Source organism: Microcoleus sp. B5-D4, from assembly GCF_036705145.1.
Taxonomy (GTDB): domain Bacteria; phylum Cyanobacteriota; class Cyanobacteriia; order Cyanobacteriales; family Microcoleaceae; genus Microcoleus.
In genome coordinates, this window is sequence record NZ_JAUBTV010000015.1 from 73,168 (window position 1) to 88,099 (window position 14,932).

Here is a 14,932-nt window from a genome sequence, read left to right on the forward strand (position 1 = left end):
CCAACCATAATTGCCAATAATCGACAATCTCGAAAACCCGCCCCCACCCAACCATAAATCACAATGTACATGGTGCTCGTAGGGGCGGGTTCACCAACCATAATTGCCAATAATCGACAATCTCGAAAACCCGCCCCCACCCAACGAAAAATACCAACCTACCTTTTCCGATGCGATGCAAATTCCAGGTTGATTTGGGTTATCGGTGGTGGGGGGCGGGTTTATCTAGATTGTTAGTATTTGTTAGATATTGTTGGTGGAACCCGCCCCTACAAAATCTGGGTAAAAGTATTGTACAAAAAACTCGGGTTTTTCCCCACAAAAAATGTACAATATCCCAAACATGGGTAGTGCATCGAAAGGGCGATCGCATTTTATCAAGCAGCTAGTGAAGTTTACACCCGCCCTGCTTTCCCGCAACAATGGGCGATGACTCAAAATAATTTGGCAAATGCTTACAAAGATAGAATCAAAGGAGAACGGGGTGAGAATACAGTTGCCGCCGCCATAATCCCGGTTCCGGGCGGGCGATTTGCCCGCCCCAGAAAAAGATTAGGCTTAATATTGAGGTACAGACGGGTCTACTTCTTCACTCCAAGCAGTAATTCCTCCCTTAACATTAATCCCCTCAATTCCAGCTTCCTTCAAAATCCCCAAAGCCTTCGCAGAACGCCCGCCCATTTTGCAGTGGGCAATCAAGCGGTGGCCGTTCAACAATTCCTTGACCTTGGCGACACCTGCGCCCTGTTCGATATCCGGCAAAGGAACCAAAACCGACCCAGGAATTTGACAAATTTGATACTCATTGGGATTGCGAACATCTAACAATACAAAATCCTTCGCACCGCTGTCGATTAACTCCTTAAGTTCTTTGACAGTCATCTCAGGAATTTGCGTTTGCTGACTTGCTTCCTGCGCTTTAGCTTGAGGAATGCCGCAGAATTGTTCGTAATCGATTAACTTTTCAATTACCGGACGCACTGGATTAGGCCGCAGTTTCAATTGCCGGAACGTCATATCTAAGGCATTGTAAAGCAACAATCTGCCGCTCAAAGTAGTGCCTTGACCCAAGATAATCTTGATAGCTTCCGTTGCTTGGATAGACCCGACAACTCCGCACAAAACGCCTAAAACACCGCCTTCTGCACAAGAAGGAACCATCCCAGGAGGCGGGGGTTCTGGGTACAAATCGCGGTAATTCGGGCCGCCTTCGTAGTTAAAAACTGTTGCTTGCCCTTCAAATCGGAAGATGGAACCGTAGACGTTGGGCTTGTTTAAAAGCACGCAAACGTCGTTCATCAAATAGCGAGTCGGGAAATTGTCCGTACCGTCGATAATGATATCGTAAGGAGTCGCAATGTCGATCGCATTTTCGGAACTAACGCGAGTTTCGTACAAATCAACTTGACAAAAAGGATTAATTTCTAAAATCCGATTTTTAGCCGACTCAATCTTCGGTTTCCCAACCCAAGAAGTGCCGTGAATTACTTGCCGCTGCAAATTAGAATGGTCTACAACATCAAAGTCTACAATCCCAATGCGGCCAACACCGGCGGCTGCTAAATACAGCAGCAGCGGCGAACCGAGGCCTCCCGTACCGATGCAGAGCACGCTGGCAGCTTTGAGACGCTTCTGCCCATCCAATCCAACTTCTGGCAGGATCAGGTGGCGAGAGTAGCGTTCGTATTCTTGTTTGTTGAGCTGGATCTCCTCCAGATTAGGATTTAGCATGATATTGTGTGTAGCGCAGATTTTGAATTACATCCTATCTGAATCTTTCGCATTTTTACCTGTTTGTTATTTTTACTAATTATTTCTTAATCTCAGTCGGTTCCTGTGCGAGAATTTCCTCTGCTTGAAAGTTCCCCTCTCCGTCAAGACTCCAACTGCGGATGTCTTCCCAACAGCCTTGTCGGACGGACACAATGATATAAGAGTATTCGGCCCAGGCCAATGTCCGATCGCACTCTGAGGGCACTGCGGGAGAATCCGTGTGAGAATGATATATACCGATAATATCCAGAGTGCGATCGCGCCCATGTTTCATCGCCCGCAACATATCTTCGGGCTTAATAGCATATCTGCGTCGTTCTGTCAATCCCTTTTCTTCAGGCCAATTCTCCTGCGCCTGAACACTCCAAGCATTTTGAGTCGGCCAAACTTCCACTAAAGTTTTAACATCGCCAGTAACTCGACCGAGCAACAAACCGCAGCATTCGTCAGGATAAGCGCTTTCGGCGTGGGTTCGCATGGATAAAATTTGAGAGTCGGAAAGTGCGATCGGCTGCATAGGATTTTATTGTAGATTTTATTGTAGATTTTATTGTAAAGTGCGATTAAGAGCGGGATAGCTACGCTTCACGGGCTTTTTTTAAATTCTGGAACAGGCATCTTGCCTGTTCAATACTGGCTTTTCTGGAGATGTCTATTAATTTGAGGTTCCTGTAACTGTTTGCAAAACAGTTCTATAAGCAATAACAGCTTCTGTTTGGTTAACATATCCTACATATTGACTCAATACAGAAAAGTCTAACTCAGGCAAAAATTCACTGCTCGAAATTAACTCATAACCCGACTCCCGCAAGTGGTAAAGAGAAAATTGATCGTTAGCCCAAAACCAGACTTCAGGAACTTGCAAACCGCGATACACTTCTAGTTTGTCAACTCCACCGCTAGTTAGAGCAATTTCTATCACAATATCCGGGACTTCTGCAAGTAAACCTAAACAGTAACACTCATCCGCTTGGGCACCCCGTCTCACAGCTTCGCGGCGAAATGTAGCACTACCGTAACCGTTGAGATTAATTAGCCTTTCAACCGCATAGGTTTCTATCAACCGGGCAATAATTGTTTTAAGCCTTTCATGTTCTGGCGAAGTCGTCATAATAATTTCTAACGTTCCTTCCAAGTAAGTCATCCTGGGGAATTTATCGACAAACATATCAGAAAGCTGCTCGTATTGTTCCCAAGTCACATCATATAGAATGACGCGCTGTTCAGTGGCTGGAGCGAGAGTTTTTGGATCTAAAAGTAGCATAATTAATTACCTGCACTTAAGATATCTCAACGTTAGATTTTTTCGTTCTTTCTCAACTTCTTCTCTGTGTCCTCTGCGGCCTCTGCGGTTCGTAAAAAAAGTTCCTATATAAATTTAACGAACCGCGAAGACGCTTATGACACAAAGGAAGAGAAGAGAAGGGGAAAAAGAGTTAATTCAATCAAGTCGGAGTTTGCTGCAATTCAGGTCGCTCATCTGGAACGATCGCACCTTCGACAGGACACACCTGCAAACAAATACCGCAGTCAATACAGGTATCAAAATCAATCCAAAACCAATCAGTACCCTTGACATTTTTGCCGGGACCGGGGTGAATGCAAGCAACCGGACAAGCGCCCACGCAATCAGCAATTCCCTCGCAAATATTCGTAACAATAGTGTGTGCCATAGTGTTCTCTCAAAAGATTTTAGTTAGATAGGGAATTAGCAATTAGTAATTGGCAAAACCTGATCTCAATCAGCAGGATACATAATATCATATCGGGTGATTTTTAGCCAATTACCAACTACCAATTACCAATTACCAATTAGCCTAATTTACCGTTTCAATTGTTGGCAATCCTTCGGCATTTACCCAAGCAATTTGAGCAATTCGTCGATCGCGCGCGTATTCCCGCGCCGCCTCCTCCGTCTCCCGACTCTCCAAATCTATTTCTACCCGAAGTAGGTGAGTAGAGTCTCGGAGTTTGCGAGCGTAAGCAAACGCGGCGGCACTAGCTTCAGGAGTTTGAGCCACAACTAACCAGTCGCTAGCAGGCGTCTGGGTGGGCAACTGCCCCTCTGTCAGCAAAACTTGGTGCAAATCTTCAATATTCAGACAAAACCCGATGCCGGGGGAATTTTGCCCTTGGGGGTCGAACAGTCCCAACAGTTGGTCGTAGCGTCCTCCTTGTCCTAAAACTCGCTGTCCTGTCTTGCTGCTGCTGACAACTTCAAACACAATTCCAGTGTAGTAGTCAAATGTTTGAATTAAACTCAAATCGAGGTGAATGTGAGATTTTAGATTGGGAATTTTTGACTGGCATTGGTGCAGCAATTCGATCGCCGATTTGAGATTATTTAACGCGGCTTGCTGCGGCAAATCTAAATCCAGCTTGGCAACAATTGGCAACACCTCTTCTGGGCGGCCGCGCAAGTCAAATAACAGCAGTGCTCTTTCTCGCAATTCTGTTGACAGCGGCAAAGTTTCCAAGGCAATTCGATCGAGATTGGCGATCGCCCCCCGAACTTTTTGGCGCACGTTTGGCGGAAACGGTTCTAGCAATGTTGCAGTCAAGCCCGCTTCTCCCAAAACCAAATGCCACTCATCAATTTCCAAGCTCTGCAAGCACTCAGACAGCAGCAGCAGCACTTCCGCATCCGCAACCGCCCCCCCCGCGCCGAGGAGTTCTACCCCAGCTTGATAGAACTCCTGTTGCCCGCCTGAGCCAGTATCTGGGCCTTTGCGGAACACGTTAGCGTTGTAGTAGAGGCGCTGGGGCTGCCAGCGAGTCCCGGCCATCCGCATTGCAGCCGCCCGCGCGATGGATGCTGTCAATTCCGGCCGCAAACCAAGTTCTCCATCCTCGGCGTCTTGCAGTTGAATTAAGGTCGATCGGTCGATCGCGCCCCCAGCCATCAAAGTTTCCAGCCTTTCTAGAGTTGAAGTAATAATCCGGTGATAGCCCCAGCGGTGAAAAACCTGCTGCAAGCGCCGTTCGATCGAAATTTTTTGAGCAACGTCAAGGGGCAATAAATCTCTTGCACCGGATGGGGGTTGGTGAACCATATCAATTTTAGATTTTAGACTTTAGATTTTAGATTGGGCCCAGAAGCTTAGCTTTATGGACGGTGTTCAAGTCGAACCAGGCAAGCTTAACATTCGACTTTAACAAATTAAGGTGTCATCTCAATTTTAGATTTTAGATTTTAGATTTTAGATTGGGCTTAGAAGCTTAGCTTTAGGGGACGGTGTTAAAGTCGAAGAAGGCAAGCTTAACCTTCGACTTTAACAAATTAAGGCGTGATAGCGTTTTCGTTTGCATCGGAATTATCATTTTCCCCGTCAGTGCGATCGTCCCGTTCTTCCAGGAGCATCCGCGATCGCGGGACGATCGCACTGACAGTATAATTCCGATGTCACCGGATTTGATCTCACCAAGTCTTGATTTTTTTGCTCTAGCTGACTCCACTGCTGAGCAGTTCACCCGTTTCTAAATATTCAAGACTCACAACTCACAACTTCTCACTTCTTCTTCCCGCCAAACAAACTCGCAAAAAATCCTGGTTTCTCCTCACCTTTTTTGGCTTTTGCGGCAGCTTGTTCCAGCTTTTTCTTAACCTCCAAAGCCGTCGGTTCTTCAGGATTTGATGCCAAAGCTTTGTTCATCTCAAGTTTTGCCATTGTGGCTTGATTTTGTTCAACGTAACACATTGCTAACATAGCGTGAGCCTTGCTGTGTTTTGGGGCGTTCTTCAGGGCTTCCCTCAACTCCAAACTTGCTTTAGCGTAATTTTTGCTGTCCATAAATCCTTGAGCTCGGCGGCAATAGGCTTCGATCCGCGGGTCGTCTTTGGGCGGGGGTAGATTTGGGGGTAGATTTGGGGTTGGGGTTGGAATTGGGGTTGGGGGAATTGGGGTTGGGGGTGGTGGCGGGGTTGTAATGCCAATGCGCTCTTTTCGCAGCAGGTAAACCATGTTAAGTTCGCTAATTTGATCGATCGCCTCTTGCGTTTCCTTAACTGATTCGTACTGCTTGAGAGCGAGTTTGCTAACTGCTGTTTTGTAAGCTTCTTCCCAATCTTTAGCGGTAGCTAACTGTTTGGCTGCTGCGCTTTCAATTTGCATTTTAGCCTGTTCTTTAACGACGCGCTTGGCGATGGCTGCTAATAGCAGGCTGTATTCTTTGCGATCGCTTTCCTTAGAGAATTTGTTGTAAGCCGGATTGACTACTTTTGACAAAAATTGGTTAGCCCAATCTTTATCAGCTTGGCTTTCAAAAGAGCAAGTATCCGAATGCAACCGGCGGGCGATTTTCATGTAGCGCTTGCGGATGTCGTTAAACTCGGCGTCTAAGGGAACTCCCAAAATTGCGTGCTGATCTGTAAAGTCATACTTGAACAGCCCTTTTGTCATTTCAAAAGACATAACTTTTACTCTTCCTTTCCTGGCTTTTCACTATTCTTTAATGTAGCTTGAGTCAAGGGGTTGTGACCCCCGTACTACCCCCGATCTATTGCTGGGGGGCGCTACTTCCAAGAAGATAAGGGAGGTACTGCTAGCAGTGCGCTGCTGAGTTCGGCGTGTATTTTGCCGTTTGTTGCCAAAATCCGACCTGAGTTCATATCAAAGGCACTACCGTCATAAGCTGTAATTTGACCTCCGGCTTCGGAGACGATGACTACACCGGCTGCTACGTCCCAAGGGGCGAGTCCCCGTTCCCAGTATCCGTCCGATCGCCCCATCGCCAGGTGTGCGAGGTCTAGGGATGCGGAACCGCTGCGCCGCACGCCTTGGGTGAGGTGGGTGAGGTGACAGAATTCGGCATAATTATTGTCTGCTGTTTCGCGCCGATCGTATGCAAACCCAGTGACTAGCAAGCTGGTTCTCAATTCTGAGATTTGGGAAACTTCGATCGGCGAACGGTTGCAGGTTGCTCCCAATCCTTTGCCAGCCCGAAACAATTCGTTATGCAAAGGGTCGTAAATTACTCCGATTTGTGGTATGCCGTCGATTAAAAGTCCGATCGACACGGCCCAAAAAGGATATTGGTGAGCATAATTTGTTGTGCCGTCCAAAGGGTCGATCGCCCACAGGTATTTGCTGCTGGCATCTCCTAATTTGCCGGATTCTTCGGCGAGGATGGCGTGGTCGGGTACGTGGCGGCCGAGAATTTCTAAAATGACGGCTTCTGAGGCTTTATCGGCTTCTGTGACTAAATCGCCCGATCGGCCTTTTTCTTGAATTTTTTCTAATTTTCCGCAGAAAGATTTCAGGACGGAACCGGCGGCTAGGGCTGCTTCGGTGGCTATTTCTAAGAAGTTTTGCAGTTGATTGTCAGTCATTAGGAAGAGGGAAGTACGAACCGCGAAGACGCGAAGGACACGAAGGAAGAAGGAAGAAGGAAGAAGGAAATCATTGCTCATTAGTTATTAGCTATAACTGAGGAGTTTTTAGTCATTGACTAATGACTAATGACTGCTGACTAATGACTACTGACTATTTCCGATTTTGCTGGCGGAATTCTGCAGGAGTTTGGCGCAAAGCTCGTTCTGGATTCCACAGGCCTTTACCCATGAGTCTCGCCCATTCTTGAGCGTTCACGAGTCGCTGCTGGTATTTGGTGTTGGGCGATCGCGCTGAGGCCAGGGCATAACCTTCTTTGACTAGCAGTTCGTTGAGCAAAATTTTATCTTGCCACAAATAGGCTAGTTTGCGATCGAACCGGTCTTTCTGTTCGATGTCTGATTCTAACAATACCTGTTTTCCCCCAGTTAGCTGTTCTAGTCTTTGTTTGGCTGCTTCTCCCCAAGGCTGCTGTTTTAAATCCGGCGCATCAATACCAATCAGCCTGATTTGTTCTAATAAGGCTATTTTGTCGGCTGTACTGATAACTTCGATTGTTTGGCCGCTGATGGCCCTTTCTACTTTGGCGATCGTACCTTGGGGCATTTCTGGTTTTTGGCAGCTAGCTAACAACAGACAAAGGGCGATCGCACATAATCGATAAAGCATGGATAATTGGTGATTGATAATTTCTCAAATTGCCTTATTCTTCATCCAACGGCAAACCAGCTTTAACTTTACCTTTGCCGAAGTAGCGGCCGAATTGCAGTTCGTACACTTCGTCTTCGTCTTGCGTCTCTACCTCGATGTTGGAACGGGGATAGCTGACGCACAGCAGGGCATAACCTTCTTTTTGCAGTTCCACAGAAAGCCCCATTGCTTCTGGCTGGTGCAGTTCCCCCGAATTGACGCGCACCGCACAGGCTGTACAAGCGCCGTTGCGGCAGGAAAAGGGCAATTCTACTCCTTGGTTTTCCGCGCTTTGGAGGATGTAGCGGTCTTCGGGTACTCGCACGGTGTGGCGATCGCCTGTCTGTCTGTTATGAATTTTAATTGTGTAAGAGTTAGTCATGGAATTTTAGATTTTAGATTTTAGATTGGGGTTGGCGGGGCAAGATCCTTGAAATGAATGGGTTTGCGACCCAGGGATGAGAACCAAAGCCTGCCCGTTTCACACCCTACCCATAGTGACATCCTCCCACACCAAATCAAAGATTATGGTATGGGCTTCCCAACATCACTGTTGGAAGATTTCCTAGTTCTTCCCTTGCGGGTTTTCGCCTCTGACGCCGACTGACTTTCATCAATCCCCGGCAGACCGACTGCATAGGCATTTTCTATTCCGCAAAGTCCTTGCGTACTAATGAGTTCTAAACCACGCAACCTAATAACTTCAGATGCTGCGTGATCTCTATCGGTTTGATATCCGCACTCACCACATTTATGAACTCGTTCGGAAAGCTCTTTTTTACCCGTATGTGTGTTGCACTTAGGGCAAGTTTGAGACGTTCCATCTGGATTGACGCGACAAAAATAGATTTGATGCTTCTTGGCGACCCACTCCAACAGATTGAGAAATTGACCAAAAGCAGCATCCAAGGTATGTTTTCTCAACATCCCCCGGGACATCGCTTTCAAGTTCAAGTCCTCAACAAAGACCATCCCAATACCTTCCTTGGTACATAAATGGTTAGCCAGTTTGAATTGCCAATCCTTCCGAACTCTAGCGATGTGGTTGTGGAATCTGGCAACCTTGATTCGAGCTTTCTCACGGTTCTTAGAACCCTTTTTCGTTCTGGCATACTTACGTTGCAGCAATTCCAGCTTGCGGTACAAAGATGTCAAGAATCGGGGTCTAGCAATAAACTCTTTATCCGAGGTTGTCAAAAACTTGGCCAGTCCCAAATCGATACCCAGCGCATCTCCATGCGGTTGAGCGTCAGGTATCGACATATCAGACTCAATTGTCACTACAACGAACCACCTATCAGCTTTCCTCAAAACCCGTGCTTGCTTAACCACAAACCCCTCTGGGATAGGTCGATGCAAGTTGATAGGCATCTTCCCAACTTTGGGCAAGCTTATCTGCCATCCCGTAATAGGATTGGTTTTGAATTGAGGAAACAGCATGGACTTGATTTGTCCAAATTTCTTGAAGCGAGGAAAGCCAAACCCCCGCGACTGAAAATAATTCCAAGCATCATGCAATCTACGAATAGTAGTTTGCAGAACTTGAGAAGGGGCTTCGCCCAACAACGAGAACGTTTTCTTCGCTTTGGGAAGTTCGTTCTGTTGAACGTAATAGGTAGGGAATGGCTTGTCGGCTGGAACGATGTATTCTCTCTCCAGCGAACAATAATCTAAACTACATTTACGCGAATTGACCCAATCTTTGATTTCTCGCAAGGCGTAGTTATAAACCTTGCGAGAAATTTCCAACCAATGAAGCATCGTTTCTTCTTGGCTGGCGTCGGGATAAATTCGGTAGCAGTAGTTCATGATCAGAGTCATGCAATCAAGTCTAACACAGAATTGCAAATCTATAAATCTATACCTGCTACCGATTTTACGCCTGATTGACCGGATAAAATCGGTGTGGGGGTGTCCATGTATCCCAACACCACATCAAAGATTATGGTGTGGGACTTATTGCTCCCCCAGACCCCCTTGAATAGTTAAACAGCAAATTTATGCCGTTACCCCTTCCCAAATCAGATTTGTTCTGCTAAGATAGTTGAGCTGTGGCTAAATGAATGAATTTAGCCCTGGAGAGGTGGCCGAGCGGTTGAAGGCGCACGCCTGGAAAGTGTGTTTAGGGCAACTTAACGAGGGTTCGAATCCCTCCCTCTCCGTTAAACAAGCTGTTCAGGCAAAAAAAACAGCTTGCAACAAAAATCTCTGATATGAGATAAATACTTTGATTATTAGCGAGATCCCTTGAATTCTTTTAGAAAAATCAAGGGATCTCGCTTTTCTAGGGTCAGATGCCTCTGGCATGGGCATCGGGCATCGGGCATGGGTAATAGTTAGTGGTTACTGGTTAGTAGTTTTTCTAATCACAAATAACCAATCCCCTATTCCCAATGCCCAATTTCCAAATTAAATGAACAAGCTAGGTGAGATTTTAAAATAATCGCCTAGTGCCTTAGCTTGTGCCTTGCTAATCGCTCTTTTCCCATTGACAACCTCAGACACCACACCGCTCGATCCAATGATACCTACCAAGTCCGCTTGACGGGTGCCGCTGGATTCCATGATGTGTTGCAAAATCTCATGAGGCTCCGATTCGATCGGATAATTTTCTGTCTCATAAACTTCAATGAGCGTTACTAACAACTTGTATAAAACTCTCTCCTCTGGAGTGAGGTTTTTAGCGAAGGTTAGCCGTTCTGCCACTGCCAGGAAGCGATTGTATTCCTCTTCGGTTTCGATCGCCTTGGGAGCAATTTCTGCAAGCAAGTTGCTATAAGTTGCTCGATCAAAAGTAAGTATCATTTTTCCATTTGTCTTTGTCGTATTCAGCATGGGTTAGGAAATATTTGTAGAAAATAGTTTGAGCCTCGTAGCTGATGCCGACAATCAGGCGATACTTGTTGCCTTTGATATTAAAGACGGTGAAGTTTCCTACTGCTTCGGCATCCCGGAACTCCTTGCGAACCTCCTCCAAATTCTGCCATTTTGCATTCTTGAATTTTTTATGCAAGGTATCAATTTCAGTTTTGACATCGGGATACTGGGCCGCATCATTACGGAGGTTGGAGATCGAGATTAGGTGCATGGGTTTTTGGTTGGTGTCTTTTTTTGTTTGGCATCGATTGCTTTGATCCTTGACTACTATGCTTATCCTCTCATTTTGAGAGGAAATTGTCAAGCCCGATCGAGTAAAAATTCTTTAACCCACTCCAAGTGGGTTTTGTCTGTCTAGGCGCGGTTGGAAACCGCAGGCTTTGTCTTTAATCCCACTCTTCCTCCCCCGACTTGATCCTCATCGTGTAAAAAAGCTTCTAGCAGCGTGGTTCGGGCGAGATCCTCGCAAATCAGAGTCAGCGTTTTAGCAGAGGCTCTACGCACGACAGGGTTGGGGTGATGTGCTAGAGCTTCCAGCAAAAAAAAGTTGCAGGTTTGCCAATTGAGCCGAGAGTTTCTGCTAAACTCAGCCTCACCATTCCCTGCGAATCTCCCATACATTCGACCATCTTTTTGAGCAGTTCGCTGTCGTTGGGATTCAAATTTTCGACGGCCATTTGCTCCCTCACCGTTTGCAGCAAAGCGTCGCTTTCTGCTGGCTCAATTGCTGTTTGAATATCAGTCAGGGAATTTTAGATTTTAAATTTTAGATTTTAGATTGAGGTAATTTATATCGAACTTAGCCTCAGCGAGATTTGCCCCTCTGAACGAAGTACCCTCAGCATTTCCAATCTCTCGAACAATAGCCGATAAAGACACAAACGCAAACCAAAGATACAGCAGCGACAGCAAACCGAAACACATACCCCAAAACAGTTTATGAGTGCTCAGAAAAGCGCTCGCCGTTGCACTGAACAAAAAAGCCGCCGCGTAAGTCGCCACACTTCCAGCCGATGCGATCGCCACCTGTGCAAATTGGCTACGAATCCGGGAATTCAGCAAAAACATTAACACCCCACCGATCGACATTCCAGCAAGAGCAGCCTGGGAATTATTATTAGTTGCAGTGCCAGCATAGAAAAATCCCAACAAAGCTCCTGATAGAATAGCAGAAATTGTTCGTGCCAATCTACCCGCTGAGGTTTGTGGCTGTTTGCTGGCGATCGCCGAAGCGAAACCAGCAGCGCTCAAAACCCCGTACAGCAACAGAACAAAAGGCCAACTGCCAGAGCCCGGTACTTGTCCTTGAGTTCCCAAAATCAGTCGAGTCAGAACATCGCCCACAACCAAACAAATCGCGATCGCCCCTGCAGTCAAAACAGCTATCTGTCGCCGAGAAAGCCCGATTTTCGCACCGAGAAAATTCGCACCCGCTAACTGAGCATTTCTAAAATTGCAGCCTCGAACATCCGCACCGCTGAAATCAGCACCGTTAAGAACTTGTCCTTGGAACGATCGATTTCGTAAAATTTGATTGCTAAAATTATTGGAATCCGAATACTTCATATTAGTATAGGATGCTGGAAAATATATAAATCTGTCAGTGTTTCCGTCCCCAATCTCCAATCTAAAATGGTATGACTTATCGGCCCACGATCAAACAAATTTGGCATATTCTCGGTGTGGGAATATTGCTCGCACCAATACTACTCTACAATATTCCCTACTTTTTGCGTCCCCAACAAACAAACGAAGCCCGATCGCTCTTTCAGGGAATAGCCTACCGCAGGGAATTTCGGACTAATCCGCGTCCCACCCTAATTCACATTGTTAGCATCGACCTAAAAGCGCCGGGAATAGGAATTTTTGTCACTCCCGGAAACCCAACACCCGATTTAACAGAAACCAATGCCCGCACGGCTACTGAATTCCTGAAAGAATTTAAATTGCAATTAGCAGTCAACGGCAATTTTTTTTATCCCTGCATCGAGGAAGCACCTTGGGATTACTATCCCCGCAGTGGCGATCGAGTAAATAATGTCGGACACGCCATTGCCAAAAGTCAAGCTTATTCTCAACCAAATCCAGACTTTCCCGCCCTTTGTTTTGATGCCAAAAACCGCGCTCAAATAATCGAAAATGGCACTTGCCCTGCGGGAACAGCCTATGCAGTTGCCGGAGATACTTTGCTGGTTAAAAATGGCAAACCCGTAGCACAAAGCCAGAAAGAACGCACACAGGATAAACCCTATCCCCGTGCCGTCGTGGCGATCGACAAAACAGGCGACAAGTTGTGGTTAATTCTGGTAGACGGCAAGCAGAGGCTTTACAGTGAAGGGCTGAAATTGAGCGAAATAACTGATATTTCGATGCAGTTGGGAGCCGAGACAGTGCTAAATTTAGATGGCGGCGGATCGGTAACTTTTGCAGTAGCATCGCCGTCAGGAGCGAAACTGTTGAATGCTCCGATTCAGAATAAAATCCCCATGCAGCAACGTCCAATTCCTAATCATTTAGGATTTTATGCGCGGGATAATTAGGGTTTTAAATTGCGCTTTTTTCTCTGAAGATTGGGATCAAAAATGATTGATTTTATTCTGCACTGCGCCCAAGCCGCTGGTTGTATAAAATTGGCTGTTAAAACATATTTAAAAAAATAAATGATGGCTCCGCATACTCAAATAAATAGGGTACTGATTGCCTTAATTACTAATACAAAAGCTCGCTTAAATACCCACAAAAATTCTGATTCAGCAGTGAAGTTTTTTTAAATCTGCCCCAAATCCGGGAATAATTGCTAAAATTGTAAAGAAACGTAATAAAAATTTATAATTGGCTTATGAAAATTAACGAAATCCAAGCAGCGCTGCAAAGTTCGGATTCTCAAGAGAGGCTGCGGGGGGTAACGGCTCTGAGAAAGTGCGATTCTGCGGTGGCGCTGCCGATGTTGCTGAGCAAAGTGGACGATCGCGAGTTTATGGTGCGATCGTTCGTGGCGATGGGATTGCGGCAGATTCAAACTGCGGAAGCTTTTGCGGCGCTGTTAAAAATGATGCAGTTCGATCGCGATCCGAACGTGCGCGCCGAAGCCGCTAACTCTTTGTCAAGGTTCGGAACCGAGGCAATTTCTCATTTAGTGGAAGCTTTTCGCCGCGATGACAATTGGCTCGTCCGCCGCAGCATTATGGCTCCGCTGTACGAAATGCAGTGTCCTGATGCAGTATTTGAAATTTGTGCGATCGGTCTTGGCGGCGAAGATGTACCAGTTCAGGAAGCAGCAATTGACGGATTTGGTGTGCTGGCAAATACCCAGAAGCAAGAAGAGGCATTGCAGCAATTATTACCTCTAGTAAGTTCAGATTACTGGGGCATTCGGCTGCGAGTTGCTCGCGCGCTGAGCAAATTTGACAATCCTCAAGCTCGCGCTGCTGTGAGCTATTTGGCCAAAGATCGAGATCATCGGGTTGCAGGTGCGACTTTGGAAGCTTCCCTTTAAAACCAGGGCTTACAAGCTCAACTGTGCTATCGGCCGTATCGTGGCGAAAAAAACCGGGCGAGGGAATGTTTAAGCGGTTTTACGGCGAGGAATGGATCGAAGAGTATATTCACGGATTTTTGTTAAATTGGGAACAGAAGCTGGCACAATTGGTAAGTAACAAGAATTAATTTTAATAGAAGCTTCAGCCACTACACTTATTAGTGTAGGTTGGCATGAGGAAAATGCCAATGGTCAAAAAAAATCGCAATGTAGTTAGTTCCAATTCAGAAAGTAAAGTCAAAGTCGGACTTTCGCTGACTTCTTCTAGTGCCGATCGATTAAACGTGATCGCTCGCAAGCTCGGAATATCAAGGTCGGAACTCCTAGAACGCTTGGCACAAGGCGCTCTGGATATTTCTAAGGACAAGACGGAAGTTACTGTCACTTGGAAAAAAGGTGAAGAAACGGAGGTAGAGGCAGCCCACTTGCAAGGGGAAACAGCCGAAGAAAGCGAGTTTAATGACGCTGTAACGGCAGAAACTCTATCGGACTCGGTGAGTGTAAAGGCTAATCCGCTGCAAGAAAGTTACGAAAGTTTACAGCAGCAGTTGAGTGAACGCGAAAGTTCGATCGCTTCTTTGCAGCAGCAATTAGCTACCGAAAAGCAAAATCTCGAAAGCCAATTAGCCGAAACAGTAGCGAAGTCGAGTTACGAAAGTTTACAGCAGCAGTTGAGTGAACGCGAAAGTTCGATCGCTTCTTTGCAGCAGCAATTCGCTACTGA

General features: G+C 46.2%; 19 protein-coding genes and 1 tRNA gene. 5 read left to right on the forward strand and 15 right to left on the reverse strand.

Features of this window, described 5'->3' with window-relative positions:
• Positions 1 to 558 precede the first annotated feature (558 nt).
• The 5 genes from moeB to QUB10_RS10105 form a co-directional block, all read right to left on the reverse strand.
• The gene (moeB, locus tag QUB10_RS10085; protein WP_333201715.1) at positions 559 to 1,731 is read right to left on the reverse strand and encodes a molybdopterin-synthase adenylyltransferase MoeB; all 1,173 of its coding nucleotides are present in this window, start codon (positions 1,729 to 1,731) and stop codon (positions 559 to 561) included.
• A 79-nt stretch (positions 1,732 to 1,810) separates the two neighbouring features.
• Positions 1,811 to 2,290 carry a M67 family metallopeptidase gene (locus QUB10_RS10090; protein WP_333201717.1) on the reverse strand — a complete coding sequence of 160 codons (480 nt, stop codon included), beginning with the start codon at positions 2,288 to 2,290 and terminating at the stop codon, positions 1,811 to 1,813.
• Positions 2,291 to 2,428: 138 nt separating this feature from the next.
• A complete protein-coding gene (locus QUB10_RS10095) occupies positions 2,429 to 3,037 on the reverse strand; it encodes a Uma2 family endonuclease (RefSeq protein WP_333201719.1) in 609 nt (202 codons plus the stop codon).
• Positions 3,038 to 3,218: 181 nt separating this feature from the next.
• Entirely contained in the window at positions 3,219 to 3,446 is a 228-nt protein-coding gene (locus tag QUB10_RS10100; RefSeq protein ID WP_333054336.1) for a ferredoxin family protein, read from the reverse strand.
• 144 nt (positions 3,447 to 3,590) lie between these two features.
• Complete coding sequence (locus QUB10_RS10105; protein WP_333201721.1) at positions 3,591 to 4,826, reverse strand: ATP phosphoribosyltransferase regulatory subunit; 1,236 nt, start codon at positions 4,824 to 4,826, stop codon at positions 3,591 to 3,593.
• A 182-nt stretch (positions 4,827 to 5,008) separates the two neighbouring features.
• Here QUB10_RS10105 and QUB10_RS10110 point away from each other — a divergent pair, with 182 nt between their 5' ends.
• Positions 5,009 to 5,254: a hypothetical protein gene (locus QUB10_RS10110; protein WP_333201723.1), complete on the forward strand. Its 246-nt coding sequence runs from the start codon at positions 5,009 to 5,011 to the stop codon at positions 5,252 to 5,254.
• Between the two features lie 28 nt (positions 5,255 to 5,282).
• Here the strand turns inward: QUB10_RS10110 and QUB10_RS10115 are convergent, their stop codons facing one another.
• The 5 genes from QUB10_RS10115 to QUB10_RS10135 form a co-directional block, all read right to left on the reverse strand.
• The gene (locus QUB10_RS10115) at positions 5,283 to 6,185 is read right to left on the reverse strand and encodes a tetratricopeptide repeat protein (protein ID WP_333201725.1); all 903 of its coding nucleotides are present in this window, start codon (positions 6,183 to 6,185) and stop codon (positions 5,283 to 5,285) included.
• Positions 6,186 to 6,286: 101 nt separating this feature from the next.
• Entirely contained in the window at positions 6,287 to 7,102 is an 816-nt protein-coding gene (locus tag QUB10_RS10120; RefSeq protein ID WP_333201727.1) for an inositol monophosphatase family protein, read from the reverse strand.
• A 154-nt stretch (positions 7,103 to 7,256) separates the two neighbouring features.
• Positions 7,257 to 7,772: a thermonuclease family protein gene (locus QUB10_RS10125; protein ID WP_333201729.1), complete on the reverse strand. Its 516-nt coding sequence runs from the start codon at positions 7,770 to 7,772 to the stop codon at positions 7,257 to 7,259.
• A 34-nt stretch (positions 7,773 to 7,806) separates the two neighbouring features.
• Complete coding sequence (locus QUB10_RS10130) at positions 7,807 to 8,175, reverse strand: 2Fe-2S iron-sulfur cluster-binding protein (protein WP_333040827.1); 369 nt, start codon at positions 8,173 to 8,175, stop codon at positions 7,807 to 7,809.
• A gap of 143 nt (positions 8,176 to 8,318) precedes the next feature.
• A complete protein-coding gene (locus QUB10_RS10135) occupies positions 8,319 to 9,614 on the reverse strand; it encodes a transposase (protein ID WP_333201731.1) in 1,296 nt (431 codons plus the stop codon).
• Between the two features lie 256 nt (positions 9,615 to 9,870).
• Between QUB10_RS10135 and QUB10_RS10140 the strand changes: the two genes are divergently transcribed.
• Positions 9,871 to 9,955 (forward strand) — tRNA-Ser (locus QUB10_RS10140).
• 247 nt (positions 9,956 to 10,202) lie between these two features.
• Here QUB10_RS10140 and QUB10_RS10145 read toward each other — a convergent pair.
• From QUB10_RS10145 to QUB10_RS10165, 5 genes are all read right to left on the reverse strand, one after another.
• Positions 10,203 to 10,598, reverse strand: coding sequence for a transcriptional regulator (locus QUB10_RS10145; RefSeq protein WP_333104604.1), 396 nt, complete (start codon positions 10,596 to 10,598; stop codon positions 10,203 to 10,205).
• On the reverse strand, positions 10,582 to 10,881 hold the full coding sequence (locus tag QUB10_RS10150; RefSeq protein ID WP_333201733.1) for a type II toxin-antitoxin system HigB family toxin: 300 nt from the start codon (positions 10,879 to 10,881) through the stop codon (positions 10,582 to 10,584). The genes QUB10_RS10145 and QUB10_RS10150 overlap by 17 nt, the downstream gene beginning before the upstream one ends.
• A gap of 143 nt (positions 10,882 to 11,024) precedes the next feature.
• Complete coding sequence (locus QUB10_RS10155; RefSeq protein WP_333201735.1) at positions 11,025 to 11,174, reverse strand: hypothetical protein; 150 nt, start codon at positions 11,172 to 11,174, stop codon at positions 11,025 to 11,027.
• Positions 11,175 to 11,194: 20 nt separating this feature from the next.
• Complete coding sequence (locus QUB10_RS10160; protein ID WP_333201737.1) at positions 11,195 to 11,347, reverse strand: hypothetical protein; 153 nt, start codon at positions 11,345 to 11,347, stop codon at positions 11,195 to 11,197.
• 82 nt (positions 11,348 to 11,429) lie between these two features.
• Complete coding sequence (locus QUB10_RS10165; RefSeq protein ID WP_333201739.1) at positions 11,430 to 12,236, reverse strand: pentapeptide repeat-containing protein; 807 nt, start codon at positions 12,234 to 12,236, stop codon at positions 11,430 to 11,432.
• Positions 12,237 to 12,307: 71 nt separating this feature from the next.
• On the opposite strand from QUB10_RS10165, the gene QUB10_RS10170 reads away from it, so the two are divergent.
• The 3 genes from QUB10_RS10170 to QUB10_RS10180 all read left to right on the forward strand — a co-directional run.
• A complete protein-coding gene (locus tag QUB10_RS10170) occupies positions 12,308 to 13,210 on the forward strand; it encodes a phosphodiester glycosidase family protein (RefSeq protein ID WP_333201741.1) in 903 nt (300 codons plus the stop codon).
• A 299-nt stretch (positions 13,211 to 13,509) separates the two neighbouring features.
• Positions 13,510 to 14,166, forward strand: a complete 657-nt coding sequence (locus QUB10_RS10175) for a HEAT repeat domain-containing protein (protein WP_333201743.1) — start codon at positions 13,510 to 13,512, stop codon at positions 14,164 to 14,166.
• A gap of 230 nt (positions 14,167 to 14,396) precedes the next feature.
• A partial coding sequence (locus QUB10_RS10180; protein WP_333201745.1) for a ribbon-helix-helix protein, CopG family occupies positions 14,397 to 14,932 on the forward strand: 536 nt, incomplete at its 3' end.